Origin of the sequence: Frankia gtarii (genome assembly GCF_025403375.1) — a bacterium.
GTDB classification, from domain to species: domain Bacteria; phylum Actinomycetota; class Actinomycetes; order Frankiales; family Frankiaceae; genus Frankia; species Frankia gtarii.
In genome coordinates, this window is the sequence record NZ_JAMPTM010000064.1 from 1 (window position 1) to 16105 (window position 16105).

The following is a 16105-nucleotide window of genomic DNA, read 5'->3' on the forward strand; positions in this document are numbered from 1 at the left end:
CGCCGGAACCGACCAGTCCACCGGCCACCCCCAGAACCACCAGCGCCACCCCCAGGCCGATCACCACCCGTCGCCGGCGCTGGGATACGTCCCGGACCAGCTCGTAGGCCAGCCGTGCCGCGATACGCACCACGAATGCCGCCGGCCGCGCGGGCCGCGGCAGGATCCGCATCGAGGCGACCCAGGCGGTGACCACGGCGATGATCTGGGCCAGGGCGGTGACGAGGATCGGGCCCTGCGCCGGGTCGGTGAGGCGTTCCGCCGGGACGTGGCAGGCCCGCAGCACGTCGTCCACGGCTCGCGGCGCCAGCATTCCCGGCGCCACCGGCACCCCGCTGAGGCCGGGCGGCCGCGGCGGTGCGGAGGCGGCGGGCGGTGGTTCAACCCCGGCTGCTGGCCTCGCCGCGGCGCGCTGCGATGCCGCGACCCGGGCGGCTGCGGCCGCCGCCAGCGAGATCACCTCCGTGCCGCCGGAAGCCCCCGTCCTTGTCTCCCCGACCCCCGGGGCCGGAGATGCGCTGGTGGGCGGGGTGGTGTTGTTCGGTTCGGGGGCGAGCGCGCGGTCGACAGCGGCGAGGAAGTCGGCGGTGGGTCGCGGATCGAGGCCGGAGCCGTTGTCCTGGCGGATGGCTCGGGCGAGGCCGACGAGTTCCTTGGCGGCGATGTCCCGCTGGATCCCGGCGGCCACCCAGGTGGCCGTGACCGGCAGGCTTGGTGGCACCGGCGCGTCCGGATCGGTGAGGAAGGCGAGTTCGTCGAGCGCGTCCTGCGGGGCGGGGGTGCCTGCGACCTCAGCGAGGTCGTCGACGAGCGAGACCAGCCAGCCTCGCCGGGCCAGTGCAGCGGTGCCGGCGATCCGGCCCACGTTGGCGACACCGCCCGGGCTGCTCGGGCTGCCTGGGTCGCCTGGGGGACCGGTGGGCACAGCGAGGTCCCGCCGCAACACGAGTCGACGCGGGTCGAGCAGGATGCGCACGAGCCAGCCGGCGCCGTCGAGTCGCCCCCACATCCAGTCGTTGGCTCGCCAGGAGGACTTCGCGAACGCGCCGAAGTTGCCCAATTGCAGGCCCGTGACCTTGTCTTCGGCCAGGCAGCGGGTGGGGTCGAGGGCGGTGGGAAGGTCAGCGCTGATCTGGACGAGTTCGACCGGCTGGTCCAGCAGGTTCCCGGTCGTGGCGCGTTCGACCAGGTGCAGGTCGAGCAGGGCGATCAGGGCATCCGCGCCGGCCGTGGGCAGGTAGTGGACGAAGTCGGTGAGTGTGTGGGCGGCGAGCGCACGGCGTTGCCCGACGCTGAGCCCCGCCGGCCGGATGCCGGGCCCGACCGGGGGTGGCGTAGGCGGCGTCCAGCGACGGACGAGGGCGGCGATCTCACCGCGCAGCTCGCCGACGACCGGTGCGAGGGACGCCCAGCCGGACTCCGGCTGCCCCGCCGGACTCGCCGCCCCCGCGAGATCGATGCGCAGCCACCGGCGGGTGGCCATTTCGATGACGTCGAGCAGCGGCGCCCCGGGCATCGCGGCCAGGGTCCCGCTGACCGTCGTGATCACACCCGGCCGCGGCGACGAGGTGTAGAGCGAAGCCGGCCCGCGCGCGCCGGCGGCCAGTGCGGCGTCATGTACGGCCGCGGCGAGCCGGGCGAGGCGGGCCCGCTCGGTGGGCTCGGGGCACAACACGTACCCCTCATTGATCATGGAGACGAGAATGCCCCGGACGCCGTCGAGCGCGGGCTGGCCGAGCCGCCACAGCTCGTCGATGTCCCCGGCGCCCGGCAGCCGGTCGGGCAGCGTCTCCAGGACGGCGCCGACGGCGGCGTTGGTCATCCGGGCGCGGCCCGCGGCGTCGGTGCGCATCGCGTCGGCGTCCGGCGGGTGCGGCAGGTCCGAGCGGTCGGTGAGCACGCGCAGGAGTGCCTCGATGACCGGTGCCGCGACCTGTTCGGCCACCCCGCGTCGGTAGGCGTCGTAGACGCTGTCGTCGGCTAACCGGGTCGTGCCCGCCGGAGCCAGTCGCAGCAGTCGCCGCCGACCGGCCCGGGCACCGCGGACGGCCTCGTTGTGCTCGCGCAGCGCGGTGAGGTCTGTGCCGATGGACTGGTTCAGCGCCGCGCCGAGCGCTCCAAGCAGGGTGCTGCTCACCGAAGGTATCCGTGGCGGGGGTGCTGGCAGAGATGGTGGCGTGCTGGCCGCGCGTTCCGGTTCGCGCAGTGTTCCGCGGAACAGCCGTGCCCGGCGGGACGGCCGTGTTCCGGGGGACTGCCGTTCGTCGGGGATATGCCGTTTGCCGGGGATAGGCCGTTCGTCGGGGGTCGACGGGGTTGGTCGGGGGGAGGGCACGACGTAGGTGAGCACCCGGCGGACCTGGCGTTCGGCGGGGCGGTCGAAGATGGCCGCCAACGCCGGGCCGATCGGCCGGTTGACGAGGATCCCGCCGTCGGAGGCATGGAAGGAACGGGCGGAGTTGACGTAACGCGCCATGTCCGGGTGGGTCTCGTCGAGCGCGTGCCCGACCGGCACGTAGGCCGCCTCGAAGGCGCCTGGGAACGCGGAGCTGGCCCGGGCGGAGAGCGCCAGTCGGGGGATCGCCGCGGGATCGGTGAGGTCCGGCGTGCTGAACACGAACAGGCCGCGGTAGTCGACGTCGTACATCGTGCCGCCGAGGGAGTCCGTGTGTTCGGCGACCTCGCCCCGCAGGATCGTCGTCGTCACGAACACCGAGGTCGGGCGGGCGATGGTGGATCCGCGCGCCGCGGTCGTGCCGGCCACGGCGCCGAGGGCGGTGTGCAGGGCGGGCAGCACGGCCGCGTCTCCCCGCAGCAGCGACGGGTACGCCTTCTCGTCCGGGGTGCGCATGAGCGTGTTCAGCGAGCCCAGCGACAGCCACAGGTCGCGCAGTGGGGAGAGGTCGCCGTTCAGGGCGTTCGCGAAGCCGAGCATGGTCGCGTTGATCCCGCCGGCGGAGGCCCCGGCGAGCACGTCCACGCTGAGCTCGACGTCAAGGATGGCCGTGAGCCGCGCGTATCGGGCGGCGACCGCGGTGTCGGCGTCGTCGGCGCGGGGGTGCCCGGGGCTGGTGGCCAGGTTGATCTCGGTGGCGACCCCGCCCATCCAGACGGCGAGGCTGGCGCCGCCGGTCATGACGACCGCAAGCCGTACTTCCTGGGTCGCCTCGTCACGCATGGTGGCAAGGGTAGACGTGCCGGACATCGCCCCATCCGTGCTTGCTGTGATCCGCGCCGGTTGGTGGGTTCCCTTACTGCGAAGTCCCACTTGTCAACGGGTTACTCATGGGTAGCATGGGAACACCGTACTCACCAGTAGCAAGCCGGTCCCGGCGGTGCGCGCCGCCCGGCGCTCCCGGAAAGGAGCCGTTCATGGGCCACTACCGGAGCAACCTGCGGGATCTCGAGTTCAACCTGTTCGAGGTGTTCGGAGTCGATCGCACGCTCGGTACCGCTCCGTTCGAGGAGATGGACGCCGGGACCGCGCACCAGGTGCTCGCCGAGCTGGAGCATCTGGCCACCGGCCCCGTCGCGGAGTCGTTCGCCGATGCCGACCGCAACCCGCCGACGCTCGACCAGGCCACCGGCCTGGTCACCCTGCCCGATTCCTTCAAGCGCTCCTACCTGGCGGTCCAGGACGGCGAATGGTGGCGACTGTTCGTCCCGACGGACCTTGGCGGGCTCGGCGCGTCGCCGACCGTTGCCTGGGCCGCCGCCGAGCTGCTGCTCGGGGCGAACCCGGCCGTGTTCATGTACATGGCCGGCCCGACCTTCGCGGCGATCCTGCACCGGCTGGGCAACGAGTGGCAACGCACGCTCGCCGGTTTCGCCATCGAGCGGCACTGGGGCGCGACGATGGTGCTCACCGAGCCCGACGCCGGGTCCGATGTCGGCGCCGGCCGTACGCGGGCGGTCGAACAGCCCGACGGGACCTGGCACATCGAGGGCATCAAGCGGTTCATCACCAGCGGCGACTGGGATGTTCCGGAGAACATCTTCCACCTCGTCCTGGCCCGGCCCGAAGGGAACGGTCCGGGCACCAAGGGCCTGTCGATGTTCGTCGTGCCGAAGTTCATGCCGGATCCGGCGACCGGAGCGCCCGGGGAGCGCAACGGCGTGTACGTCACCAACATCGAGAAGAAGATGGGCCTGAAGGTCTCCGCGACCTGCGAGCTGAGCTTCGGCGAGCGAACCCCGGCGGTCGGTTGGCTGGTCGGCGACGTGCACGAGGGCATCGCGCAGATGTTCCAGGTAATCGAGTACGCCCGGATGATGGTCGGCACGAAGGCCATCGCCACGCTGTCGTCGGGCTACCTCAACGCACTCGACTTCGCCCGTACCCGGGTGCAGGGCGCCGACCTCACCCGGTCCACCGACAAGACCGCGCCCCGAGTGGCGATCATCAACCATCCCGACGTCCGCCGGATGCTCATGCTGCAGAAGGCGTACGCCGAGGGCATGCGTTCGCTGGTGCTGTACACCGCGACGTTCCAGGACCGGGTGACGCAGGCGGCGGCGCGCGGCGAGAGTGACGCACTCGCGATCCGGATCAACGACCTGCTGCTGCCGGTCGTCAAGGGTGTCGGTTCCGAGCGGTCATACGAGCTGCTCTCGACCTCGTTGCAGATTCTCGGTGGCTCCGGCTACCTGCAGGACTATCCGATGGAGCAGTACCTCCGGGACGCCAAGATCGACACCCTCTACGAGGGCACCACCTCGATCCAGGGCCAGGACCTGTTCTTTCGGAAGATCGTCCGGGATCGCGGGCAGGCGCTTACCGCCGTGCTGGGGGAGATCCAGACCTTCGTGAAGGCGGAGGCCGGCAACGGTGCACTGCAGTACGAACGGGAGGCGTTGGGGGCGGCTCTGGACGACGTCCAGGCGATGGTGGGTTCGCTCGTCGGCTACCTCACCGGCGCCGCCGATGACGCCCGGCAGGTCTACAAGGTCGGCCTGAACTCCACCCGCCTGCTGCTCAGCATCGGTGATGTGCTCATCGGCTGGCTGCTGTTGCGGGGTGCGGAGGTGGCGGTGCGCGCCCTCGCCGAGACGGGCGGCAACGAGGCGGGCGGCAACGAGGCGGGCAGCGGCCGGGACACGGCTTTCTACCAGGGCAAGGTGGCCGCGGGTCGCTGGTTCGCGGCGAACGTGCTGCCCGAGCTGAAGGCGCGCCGGGCCGTGGTCGAGTCGACCGGGCTCGGGCTCATGGATCTCCCGGTGGAGGCGTTCTGATCCCGGCGATCGACGGGGGTTGCCACGGATCGCGGGAAGCCTCGCGCGGTCCGTGGCAACTGCCGTCCCGGCGGGGTTGTATTGGGGCGATTCGAGGGTAGGTGGGCGGGCATGGGAATCCCGTTGAGCCTCGCCTTCTTCGCCCTCGGTGCCATCCTCACCTTCGCCGTCCGCTCCGATCCCTCCGGGCTCGACCTCGACATGGTGGGCCTCATCATGATGCTCGTCAGCGCCATCGGCCTCGGCATCACCCTCTACCAGAACCAGTGGCGCCGGAAGATCGTCGAGGAGTCGGTGGAGAGCGGCGTGCCGACTCCCATCTCGGTCGACGACACGGTCCTCGTGGACCCGGTCACCCCGGTCGAGGCGCCGCGCCGGCGTGAGCCGGACCTCACGCCCGAAGAGGACCGCAAGCTGAACTCCTCGCGCCACCCGGAGACGGACCCCGAGCCGCAGCCGGTCGTTCACGTCGGCAGCGAGGAGCGCGCCGCGTCGCGGCGGTGAGCACCGATCTTCTGGCCGGTCCGCCCGCCGCCTGGCCCGGTTCCCAACGGCCCGTGATCCGGGTTCGGGGGACCGGCCCGGGCGGCTTGTTCGTCCGGGGCCGGCGTCAGGACGTGCGTAGCGGCGGGAAGGCCTGATCCAATTCGTTGCGCATGTCCCGCTTCAGCAGGTCGTCGGTGTCCGAGGAGGACTGCCCTTCCAGGAGGAACCGAGCCACCCGGAGCGTGAGGTCGACCCGTTCAGCCAGGTTCAGCGTGCCGGTGAACCGGCCACTGGAGCTGGCGGAGGTCAGAACCTTGGCGACGAACTCGTCCGCGGCCTGAAGTGCCTCCACTCGCGTCATGGTTCCACCTCTTTGTGCCGGAAGCCGGTCAGAGGCGCAACCGTACCAGGGGGCCGAGTGTGCGCCGTTGTGCGCCCCTCTCGCGTGCTTTGTGGCGAGCTGGTGGATCCGATGAGTCGATCATGACCAGGCGAGGGCGAGCGTGGGATCCGTCAGCATTGCGCCCACATCCGCAAGCACCGCGGCGCCGAGCTCCCCGTCCACGATGCGGTGATCGAAGGACAGGGCGAGCTGCACCACCGTGCGCACCGTGAGCTGACCGTCATGCACCCAGGGCATGGGACGGATCGAACCCAGAGCAAGTATGGCGGCCTCCGGCGGGTTCAGGATCGGCGTTCCGACGTCGACGCCGAGCACCCCCACGTTGGTGATGGTGATGGTCCCACCGCGAAGATTCGCCGGGTCGAGCCGGTCCGCCCGGGCCGACTCGGTGAGCCCCGCCAGCGCCCGCGCGAGGCCGACGAGATCGAGCCGGCCCGCGTCGGGGATGTTCGGCACGACGAGCCCGCGCGGGCCCGCCACGGCGATGCCCAGGTTCACCAGGTCGGGCACCTGGATCTCCGCCCGGCCCGCACCTGCGTCCTCGACCCAGCGAGAATTGATCATCGGATGCCGGTGCGCGGCGACGAGCAGGGCCTTGGCGACGAACAGAAGCGGCGTGACTTTGATGCCCGCGAATTCCGGCAGCGCCGCCACGCGTTCGCGCGTGGCCATGGTGGCGCTCACGTCGACGCTGAGGAACTCGGTCACGTGCGGCGCGGCGGTGACGCTGGCGACCATGGCCTGCGCCATCGACCGCCGCAGCCCGGTGACGGGCACGTGCCAGGCCCCCGTCGTGGTGGAAAAGGCCGAATCGGCCGGGACCGCGCCGATTCGCCGGGGGGCGGGCAGCGTCGCGTCCAGCGCAACGGTGGCGGACGGTGCGATCGGTTGCGCCGCCGGGACCGGTGCGGGCACCGCCCGGGCGGTGGTGCGCACGGCGGCCTGGACGTCGTCCCGGCTGATCGTGCCGTCGGGGCCGGTGCCGGCGATCCCGGCGAGATCGACACCAAGGTCGCGGGCGAGCTTGCGCACGGGTGGCTTGGCGAGCACCGCGCCGCCCGGCCGCCCCGGCCCGCTCCCGTGGGCGGGCACCGGGGCGGCCTGGCGGCGGGGGCTGCGACGACGCTGCTGACCCTGGCGAGGCCCGTAGCCGACGAGCACAGGCACGCGTTCGCCGGCACCGGCGTCGCGGGAAACCGGCAGCCGTCCGCCACCGGCCGTGCCGCCGTCGGAGCCGGGTGTGGCCGCCGGCGGGGCGAGGGCCGCAGCCGCGGGCTCATCGGCCGGCTGCCCGGCATTGGCCGGCTGCCCGGCATCGGCCGTCCGGATCGTCAGCAGCGGTGTGCCGACGGCCACGGTGCTGCCCGCCTCGCCGTGAATCTCCACCAGGACCCCGGCGAAGGGACTCGGGATCTCGACGACCGCCTTGGCGGTCTCCACCTCCACGAGCGGCTGGTTCACCGTGACAGAGTCGCCGACCTGGACGAGCCAGCGGACGACGTCCGCGTCGGTCAGACCCTCACCCAGGTCAGGGAGGCGGAACTGTCGCTGCGACACGGGAAACCCCAGTTCGGATAGCGCGGGCGGGTCAGTAGCCGAAGGAGCGGTCGACCGCGTCGAGGATGCGGTCGACGTCGGGCAGGTAGTGGTCCTCGAGGCGGGCTGGCGGGTAGGGGGTGTCGAACCCGGTGACCCGCAGCACCGGCGCCTCCAGCGAGTAGAACGCCTGCTCGGTGACACGCGCGGCGACCTCGGCGGAGACCGAGACGTTCGACGGCGCCTCGTGCACCACAACCAGCCGCCCGGTCCGCCGGACGGAGGCGAGCACCGGTTCGAGGTCGAGGGGGGACAGCGAACGCAGGTCGACGACTTCCAACGACCGGCCGTCGTCGGCCGCGCTGACCTCGGCGGCGTCCAGGCAGGTCCGCACCGTCGGGCCGTAGCCGACCAGGGTCGCGTCGGTGCCCGCGCGCACCACCGTGCTGCTGTGCAGGCCGCTGGTCGCGTTCGGGGACGACTCGCCCGGCGAACCGGGGTCCACCACCGCCTTCTCCCAGTACCGCCGTTTCGGCTCCAGGAAGATGACCGGGTCGTCGGAACGGATCGCCTGCTGGATCATCTGATGGGCGTCGGCCGGGTTCGAGCAGGCGACGACCTTCAGCCCCGCGGTGTGGCAGAAGTACGCCTCCGGGGATTCGCTGTGGTGCTCGACGGCGCCGATGCCGCCGCCGAACGGGATGCGGATCGTCACCGGCAGCCGGATCCGCCCGGCGGAGCGGTAGTGCAGCTTGGCGAGTTGGCTGACGATCTGGTCGAACGCGGGGTAGACGAAGCCGTCGAACTGGATCTCGCAGACCGGCCGGTAGCCGCGCATGGCCAGCCCGATGGCGGTCCCGACGATCGCCGACTCGGCCAGCGGCGTGTCGATGACCCGGGCCTCCCCGAACTCCTTCAGTAGGCCGTCGGTCACCCGGAACACGCCACCGAGGGTGCCGACGTCCTCGCCCATCACGATTACCTTCGGATCGGCCGCCATCGCCGAGCGCAGGCCCAGGTTCAACGCCTTCGCGAGGGTGATCGGCACGGGACCGGCCGGTTCGCCGGTCTGCTCCCCACCGACGTCGGCGGCCTGCTCGCCGGCGATGACGGCTCCGCTGGTCACCAGGCCTCCCCAGATATGTGCGTCTTGCCCGCCACGAGTCCACCCTCCATGTCGAGCCCATCCCTCACGTCTCGCCCGGATCGAGCGTCGCTGCGAACGCCGAGCGCTGCGCCGCCACCAGCCCATTCTCGGTGACCTGCACATGGTCGAACAGGCTGGTCGGATCCGGGTCGGGCATCGCCGTACAGCGGGCGCGCAGCTCGTGGGCGAAGGTGTCGGCCTCGAGGGCCAGGCGCCGGTCACGCTCCTGCGCGAGCAGGCCGCGGGCCGCAAGATAGGTGCGCATCCGGTCCAGCGGATCGCGTTGGTGCCACGCCTCGAGCTCGGCCGATGACCGATAGCGGGTGGGGTCGTCGGCCGTCGTGTGCGCGCCCATCCGATAGGTCACCGCCTCGACGAGCACCGGCCCGCGGCCGGCCCGCGCGGTCGCCAGCGCCCATCGGGTCACGGCGAGGCACGCCAGCACGTCGTTGCCGTCGACGCGCACGCCGGGGAAGCCGAAGCCGGCCGCCCGGTGGAAGATCGCCGTCCGGCTCTGCCGACGGGCCGGCTCCGAGATGGCCCACTGATTGTTCTGGCAGAAGAACACCAGGGGGACGGCGAACACGCTCGCCCAGCCGAACGCCTCGTTGGCGTCCCCCTCGCTGGACGCGCCATCCCCGAAGTAGACGATCGCGGCGCCGGGCGAGCGGTCCTGGGCCATTCCCATCGCGTAGCCGGTGGCGTGCAGCGTCTGCGCACCGACGACGATCGAGTAGAGGGCGAAGCCGTGCCCGGCCGGATCCCAGCCGCCGAGGTTGACCCCGCGGAAAATGGCCAGGACCGCCGCCGGGTCGACCCCGCGGCACCAGGCCACGCCGTGCTCGCGGTAGGACGGGAACGCCATGTCGTCGGGTCCGAGCGCCCGCCCGGATCCGACCTGCGCCGCCTCCTGACCCCGCAGGCTCGCCCACAGCCCGAGCTCGCCCTGGCGCTGCAGGCTGGTCGCCTCCTCGTCCATGCGGCGGACCAGCACCATGTCCCGGTACAGGTCGAAGAGCTCGTCGTCGGTGAGGTCGGCGACATACGCGGGCAGGTCGATGTCGACGGTGGCGGGTTCGCCGCCACCGGGCCCGCTGTCCGGGTCGGCCGCCGGCAGCCCGGCACCGGGCGGCGGGTCCGACCGGGAGTCGCACGCGGCCGTGGGCGACCCGTCCAGTTCCGTCGCCCTGGCCCGGGACGCGACGGTGATCCGATGACCGTCCGGAGTGAGCAGCTGCATGAGCTCCGTCACACCCCGCAACGATAGACCTCAGGCGGAGGCCGGCAACCCGATCTGTCAGCCCGCCGCGCCGGATGCTCACGCCTCCCGGCCCGGTGTCGGCGGCCCGGGTCGGTGTCGGCGGCCCGGGTCGGTGTCGGCGGCCCGGGTCGGTACGGTGTCGCGGTGACGAGTGCGCAGGACGTGCCCCGCCCGCCGGCCCGCCGCGACATCGGGAAGGTCGGCGTCTGGAGCGGGCAGTTCGACTTTTCCCCGGCCGCCGCCGTCCGGGAGGCCATCACCGAACTCGACGAACTCGGCTATCCCACGCTGTGGACCGGTGAGGTCAAGGGCCGGGAGGTCCTGGTCACCGCGAGCCTTGCCCTCGCGGCCACCTCGCGGATCACGATCGCGACCGGAATCGCGCAGATCCTCGCCCGCAACCCGCTGACGATGACCGCCGCGCAGCTCGCCCTCGCGGAGGCGTTTCCCGGTCGCTTCCTGCTCGGGCTGGGTGTCTCCCACGCCGAGCTGATGCACATCCGAGGTGCCCCCTACACCCGCCCGCTGGCGCAGATGGCCGCCTATCTCGACGAGATGGACCAGATGGCCGCGGAGCAGTACCGGGCGGTGGCGCCGGCCGAACTGCCGCCGCGGGTTCTCGCGGCACTCGGGCCGAAGATGTTGGGCCTCGCCCGCGATCGTGCCGACGGCGCACACACCTACTTCGTCCCACCCGAGCACACCGCGGCGGCCCGGGAGATCCTCGGCCCGGACAAGCTGCTCGTCCCCGAGCAGGCGTTCGTCCTGCACACCGATCCCGAGCAGGCCCGGGAGCTGGCACGTCGGCACACCGGGTCCTACCTGCGGCTGCCGAACTACACGTCCAACCTGCGCCGGTTCGGGTTCGACGACGACGACCTCGCCGGCGCGGGTTCCGACCGCCTCGTCGACACGATCGTTGCCTGGGGCGATCCGGACGTGTTGCTCGGCCGGATCTCCGAGCATCTCGACGCCGGCGCAGACCAGGTCGCCGTGCAGGTCCTGGACTTCGACCGCCGTGGGCTGCCCCGCCGACAGTGGCGCGAGCTGGCGCCGGCGCTGTCGTCCCTGTGACGGCTGTCGTGGTCCCGTAAACGGCTGTCGGCCCCATGGAGCTGTCAGTCCTGTGACGTCCACTGGCCCGGCGTGGCCTGGTCGGCGAGGCTTGCCGGACGGGGAGTCGGACGGAGGAACGCGGCATGGGCGGGGGCGAGGAGTTCGCGAGCCGGCTGACCGGCCGGCGGTTGACCGGGCGGCGGTCGGGAGCCGCGGGGTTGGCTCTCGGCACGGCCGGAGTCCTACTGGTCGGGCTTGTCGCCTGCTCGATGCCCTACGGCGACGACGCGGCTCCAACTCCCGCGCCGGCCGGCGGGACCGCCGCGGTGGCCCGCCCCGGTGGGACCGGTTCCCAGGCGGCCCCGGGGGCGGCCGGAGGCTCGGGTACGGCGGCGCAGACCAGCCCGGTCGGGAACGGCCCGCGGCGGCCGACGGGGCAGCCGGTCACGATCGCGTTCGGTGGTGACATCCACTTCGCCGGAACGCCCGGCCAGCGCCTCGCGGCGGATCCCGCCACGGCGATCGGGCCGATCTCGGCGACCCTGTCCGCCGCGGATCTCGCGGTCTCGAACCTGGAAACCGCGGTGACCGACGGCGGCACCCCGGCGCCGAAGGAGTTCACCTTCCGCGCCCCGCCCACCGCGTTCGACGCGGTGCGGGCCGCCGGCATCGACGTCGTGACCATGGCGAACAACCACGGTATGGACTACGGCCTGACCGGGCTGCGGGATTCGCTGCGCCACGCCCGTGCGGCGCACTTCCCGGTCATCGGCATCGGCGAGGACGACACCAGTGCCTTCGCCCCGTACACGACGACGGTGAAGGGGCAGCGCATCGCCGTCATCGGTGCGACCCAGGTTCTCGACGACGAGCTCATCCCCGCCTGGACGGCCGGACCGCACAAGCCCGGCCTGGCCTCGGCGAAGGAGGTCGACAAGCTGGTCGCCGCCGTGCGCTCCGCACGGGCGCGGGCCGACACCGTCGTCGTCTTCCTGCACTGGGGGGTCGAACAGCAGCAGTGTCCCAGCGACACGCAGCGTTCCCTGGTTCCTCGGCTTTCCGCGGCCGGGGCGGACGTCGTCGTCGGAAGCCACGCCCACGTTCTGCTCGGGGCGGGCTGGACCGGCGACGGCGTCTACGTCGACTACGGACTGGGGAACTTCGTCTTCTACTCGTCTGGTACCGGGCCCAACACCGAGTCGGGGGTCCTGGAGCTGACCGTGGCCGGCCGGGCCGTCACCGCCGCCACCTGGGTGCCCGCCCGGATCGTGGGCGGCGCGCCGCGGCCACTGAGCGGTGCCGCAGGCAGTCAGGCCCTCGCCGGCTGGAACGCGCTGCGGGGCTGCACCGGCTTGTCGGCCACCGCCCCGTGATGGTTCAGGGCACGGCCGGTGCCGTCGCGCAGCCGGCGCACGTGCCGTAGATCTCCACGGTGTGCTCGACGTCGACGAAGCCCTCGGCGTCGGCGACCGCCGCGGTCCACACCTCGATCTCCGGGCCGGCGATCTCCACGGTCCGCCCGCAGACCCGGCAGACGAGATGGTGGTGGTGCGCCTCGGTGGCGCAACGCCGGTAGACGGTCTCGCCGTCGTCGCGGCGGATCATGTCGACCTCGCCCCGGTCCACCAGTACCTGCAGATGGCGGTACACGGTGGTCAGCCCGACCGCGGCGCCCCGCGAGCGCAGCAGGGCGTGCAGGTCCTGGGCGCTGGTGAAAGCGTCGGTCTCGGCGAGGGCGGCGCACACCGCGTCACCCTGCCGGGTGGCACGCACCGTCGTGCCGCGACCGGGCGCGCCGCGGGCCGCCGCGCTACCGCGGCCGGCCACGGGGGCCACGGGGCTGGCGGAGGCGGCTGAGCTGGCGGAAGTGGCTGGGCTGGCGGCGCCGGGGTCCGGCCACGGGGACGGGTCAACGTCGCTGGATCTGGCCTCGTTCCCCGCGATGCTCACCGACACTCCCTTCGCCGCGTCTGTCCTGTGGTCCGAGAGGCCACAGAGATCCTAGATGCCATCGACCCGGCCGAGCCGCGACATTTTCGCGGCTCCGGTTGCTTCACGGTCTCATTTTCTCACCTTCGCACGCTGTCAGGGCCGTTCGGCCGGCTCGGATGGCACACCCATGGTCAGCATTATTGACAATGAAATCCATTTCGGAAAGAGTTGGTCGCGGCGGGACGGGCTCGCCACCACTCTTGGAGGTTTCAATGTCACTCACGGTTACTCCGCAGCTCGTCGAGGCGGCGCGTGCCGGCGAACTGGCCGACGATGCGTTCCTGGACTGTGTCCGTACCTCGCTGCCGTTCGCCTACGAGCTGGTCGAACGGCTCGCGGCCGAGCTCGGGCCGGCCCGCGCCGCCGGCTCCGACTTCACCGCCTTCGGCGGCACGCCGCCCACCGACGCCGAAGGCGGCCAGCTGCTGCGGGCCATGGCCAGCACGTCCATCCGTTCGGCGCTGGAGCGGCATTTCGGTGTGGCTCTCGTGTTCCAGAACTGCCACCGGGTCGGGATGTTCGGCCTCGACGCGGTTGGCGGGGAGCAGTATCGGCAGTTCATCTCCCGCGAGGCGCAGGTGCTCAACCAGAAGCCCGAGCTCATCAACTGCTGAGCGCCCCCGGCGCCGGCCGGCCACTTCTCGCGGCATAACCTGTGCGCTGCGTCGAGAGTCAGGGCCGGACGGGCGGAGGAGCGGCATGGCGCGGCAGGGCAGCCGGCCGGGTTGGCTGCGAGAGCCGGACCCGTTGCAGAACACCGTTGGCAGCCGGCTCGCCATCCTCGGCGCGATCGCGCTGGTCATCGGCGGCGCCGCGGCCGCCCTGACCGGGGGTGGGCAGCAGGCGGCCGGCCTGCGCACCGGCGCCGCGCACACGAGCACCCCCGCCTCGGCCCCCGCCCCGACGGTCGCTGTACCGGCCGTCCCGGTCTCCACCGCGAACGACGCCGCGGAGCTGGCGTCCTGGTACCACGGCAGCGAGGGGCTACGGATCCGGGTGGCCACGGACGTGGCCGCTGTCCGAGGTCACCTCGCCGCGCAGGACGGCGCAGCCCTGAAACCCGCCTGCGCCGTCCTCGATACCGCCATCTCGGCGGCGATCACCGCGCCGGTGCCGCCCACCTCCGGCGCGCGGGTTCGTTACGACGCAGGAGGCCGTGACTACACCGCGGCGGCGGCCTCCTGCGCCCAGCTGTTCGACGGCACCCGCATCGAGGTCGGCGTCCTACAGCAGCGTGTCGCCACCTCGCTGGCGAATGGCGATCGGGAATGGGCCGCGCTGGCGGCGATCATCGGTCAGCCGATGGCGACCGCGAACCCGCAGACCCCGTGATCGTGCAGCGGTCCAGCTCATACAGCGTCCCGGTGAGCGGGAACGAACGGGCGCCGTGTTTGCACCACCCGCCGTGGCGCAGGGCGGCGAGCTCCGCGGTCGTGCCCCGGCGGTCGTAGGCGAGGACGAACAGCAGGACCCGCCGCGGCGGGTGATGGCGGGCCCGCACGGCCCGCTCCGCGCCGCCGCGACCGATCGCGCTCAGGAACGTCGTCGCCGAGCGTGGCACCCGTGCGCGGGGGGGCTGTGGACCGTCGCCGCTGAGCTCCATCCCGTACAGCCAGCCCGCCCGGGCGAGGCGTCCGCCGACGACGACGGCATCACCCGGGCGGTACTCGGCGCGCACGGCCAGCGTGGCGTGGACCATGCCCTCGATCGGGCGCACCTCGTGGCGTTCCCGCCACATGGTGCCGATCCCGGCGGCCGCGCAGACCGGCGTCGCCGCGACACCCGCGAGGCAGAGCACACTCGCCGCCCGGATGACACCCGCGCCACCGCGGCTGCTGACGCCAACGCTGCTGACGCCAACGCTGCTGACGCCGCCGGCACCGCCGCGTCGGCGGACCGCGGTGGCCAGCTCGCTCGCGCCGGCCGCCGCGACGATGGTCAGCAGCGGGACCAGAAACAGGTTCGGCCGACACGCCCCGAACGGCCAGTAACGTCCGCCGCTCGCTGCGAGCTGGAAGAGCTCGGCGCCGACCAGGCTCCACAGCAGAGTCGCGCCGTCCGCCCGGCGGCGCAGCGTCCGGGCGCCTGCGAGCACGGCGACGGCCGTCGCCGACCCCACGAGGGTCGTGGCGATGCGGTGACCCTCAAGCAGAGAATGCACGAGGTTGGGGTCGTAACGGTCGATGCCGGGTGGCGCACCGCCGAGGATCGCGCGCGCCTGGTCGGCCGTGAAGCGCACCCCGCCGAAGACGCCGCGTCCAGCGAGGAACTGATCGTCCCAGAAGTGGCTCGCGCGCTGGCTGGACTGGTGAGCGACGAACACCAGCGCATGCCCGCCGGCCAGCAGCAGCGCCGGCGCGGCCCGCCAGCTGGTTCGTCGGTCGCGGACGAGGTCGCCCACGGCCAATGGCACCAGCAGGAACACGGCGGGCAGCGAGACTAGGGCCAGGATGCCGGCCGCGGTCCGATTCCGCAGCGGTGCGCCGGGCGCCGTCCACAGGGCGAACACCGCGAGGGAGACGACCGCCTCGAGGACGTACGGCTTGAGCTGGGTGCCGGAGTCGACGACGGTGCCGCTCAGCGCCACCGCGACCGCGCCGCCCGCGGCAGGGACGACGCCGGCGAAGCGCCGCGCGGACAGAAAGGTGGCCGAGGCCAGCACCGGCAGCCAGATCCCGGCCGTGACGGTCCGCAGCGCCCAGGCGTGCCAGCCGAGAACGTCGCCGGTCACCCGGGTCAGCGCGATCGACCCCAGCGACGACGGCGCGTTTGCCGCCCTGAGCTCCGACCAGAACGTCGACCAGGGCTCGCCCGCGAAGTGCGGGCGCCAGAGCTCGTCGTACCAGAGCGGCCGCCCGATCCGGGCGTGCAGCGCGATCTCCACTCCGATGGTGGTGACGGCGAGCAGGAGCGCGACCCACAGGTCGCGGCGTGAGTTGTCCACAGGTTGTCCACGGGGTGCTGTCTGCCTGTGGACAACCTCGTCGATGAT

General features: G+C 72.5%; 13 protein-coding genes. 6 read left to right on the forward strand and 7 right to left on the reverse strand.

Going from position 1 to position 16105, the window contains the following annotated elements; genetic code table 11:
* Positions 1–3205 (reverse strand): patatin-like protein (locus tag NBZ83_RS12055; protein ID WP_261574961.1); only part of this gene is annotated, 3205 nt, incomplete at its 3' end.
* Between the two features lie 167 nt (positions 3206–3372).
* Between NBZ83_RS12055 and NBZ83_RS12060 the strand changes: the two genes are divergently transcribed.
* A complete protein-coding gene (locus NBZ83_RS12060) occupies positions 3373–5232 on the forward strand; it encodes an acyl-CoA dehydrogenase (protein ID WP_261568096.1) in 1860 nt (619 codons plus the stop codon).
* Between the two features lie 111 nt (positions 5233–5343).
* On the forward strand, positions 5344–5736 hold the full coding sequence (locus tag NBZ83_RS12065; protein ID WP_261568094.1) for a hypothetical protein: 393 nt from the start codon (positions 5344–5346) through the stop codon (positions 5734–5736).
* A 106-nt stretch (positions 5737–5842) separates the two neighbouring features.
* Here the strand turns inward: NBZ83_RS12065 and NBZ83_RS12070 are convergent, their stop codons facing one another.
* The 4 genes from NBZ83_RS12070 to pdhA form a co-directional block, all read right to left on the reverse strand.
* Positions 5843–6079, reverse strand: a complete 237-nt coding sequence (locus tag NBZ83_RS12070) for a hypothetical protein (RefSeq protein WP_136447596.1) — start codon at positions 6077–6079, stop codon at positions 5843–5845.
* A gap of 120 nt (positions 6080–6199) precedes the next feature.
* Positions 6200–7678 (reverse strand): dihydrolipoamide acetyltransferase family protein, encoded by a 1479-nt coding sequence (locus NBZ83_RS12075; RefSeq protein WP_261568093.1) that lies wholly within the window; start codon positions 7676–7678, stop codon positions 6200–6202.
* 31 nt (positions 7679–7709) lie between these two features.
* Entirely contained in the window at positions 7710–8783 is a 1074-nt protein-coding gene (locus tag NBZ83_RS12080) for an alpha-ketoacid dehydrogenase subunit beta (RefSeq protein WP_261568092.1), read from the reverse strand.
* Between the two features lie 64 nt (positions 8784–8847).
* Positions 8848–10065, reverse strand: coding sequence for a pyruvate dehydrogenase (acetyl-transferring) E1 component subunit alpha (gene pdhA, locus NBZ83_RS12085; protein WP_261568091.1), 1218 nt, complete (start codon positions 10063–10065; stop codon positions 8848–8850).
* 144 nt (positions 10066–10209) lie between these two features.
* Between pdhA and NBZ83_RS12090 the strand changes: the two genes are divergently transcribed.
* Together NBZ83_RS12090 and NBZ83_RS12095 are read left to right on the forward strand one after the other, a co-directional pair.
* A complete protein-coding gene (locus NBZ83_RS12090; RefSeq protein WP_438803196.1) occupies positions 10210–11139 on the forward strand; it encodes an LLM class F420-dependent oxidoreductase in 930 nt (309 codons plus the stop codon).
* A 125-nt stretch (positions 11140–11264) separates the two neighbouring features.
* The gene (locus tag NBZ83_RS12095; protein ID WP_261568090.1) at positions 11265–12494 is read left to right on the forward strand and encodes a CapA family protein; all 1230 of its coding nucleotides are present in this window, start codon (positions 11265–11267) and stop codon (positions 12492–12494) included.
* Positions 12495–12498: 4 nt separating this feature from the next.
* On the opposite strand, the gene NBZ83_RS12100 is transcribed toward NBZ83_RS12095, so the two are convergent.
* A complete protein-coding gene (locus tag NBZ83_RS12100) occupies positions 12499–12957 on the reverse strand; it encodes a Fur family transcriptional regulator (protein WP_308203340.1) in 459 nt (152 codons plus the stop codon).
* Positions 12958–13325: 368 nt separating this feature from the next.
* Here NBZ83_RS12100 and NBZ83_RS12105 point away from each other — a divergent pair, with 368 nt between their 5' ends.
* The gene (locus NBZ83_RS12105; protein WP_261574962.1) at positions 13326–13727 is read left to right on the forward strand and encodes an SCO5389 family protein; all 402 of its coding nucleotides are present in this window, start codon (positions 13326–13328) and stop codon (positions 13725–13727) included.
* A gap of 85 nt (positions 13728–13812) precedes the next feature.
* Complete coding sequence (locus NBZ83_RS12110; protein ID WP_261568088.1) at positions 13813–14445, forward strand: hypothetical protein; 633 nt, start codon at positions 13813–13815, stop codon at positions 14443–14445.
* Here NBZ83_RS12110 and NBZ83_RS12115 read toward each other — a convergent pair.
* Positions 14402–16057: a hypothetical protein gene (locus NBZ83_RS12115; RefSeq protein ID WP_261574963.1), complete on the reverse strand. Its 1656-nt coding sequence runs from the start codon at positions 16055–16057 to the stop codon at positions 14402–14404. The genes NBZ83_RS12110 and NBZ83_RS12115 overlap by 44 nt on opposite strands.
* Positions 16058–16105: the final 48 nt, after the last annotated feature.

Bases quoted from the DNA above. Each gene is read 5' to 3' on its own strand.
- NBZ83_RS12065 (WP_261568094.1), top strand. From the start codon at position 5,344: ATGGGAATCCCGTTGAGCCTCGCCTTCTTCGCCCTCGGTGCCATCCTC.
- NBZ83_RS12110 (WP_261568088.1), top strand. From the start codon at position 13,813: ATGGCGCGGCAGGGCAGCCGGCCGGGTTGGCTGCGAGAGCCGGACCCG.
- NBZ83_RS12095 (WP_261568090.1), top strand. From the start codon at position 11,265: ATGGGCGGGGGCGAGGAGTTCGCGAGCCGGCTGACCGGCCGGCGGTTG.
- NBZ83_RS12105 (WP_261574962.1), top strand. From the start codon at position 13,326: ATGTCACTCACGGTTACTCCGCAGCTCGTCGAGGCGGCGCGTGCCGGC.
- NBZ83_RS12070 (WP_136447596.1), bottom strand. From the start codon at position 6,079: ATGACGCGAGTGGAGGCACTTCAGGCCGCGGACGAGTTCGTCGCCAAG.
- NBZ83_RS12060 (WP_261568096.1), top strand. From the start codon at position 3,373: ATGGGCCACTACCGGAGCAACCTGCGGGATCTCGAGTTCAACCTGTTC.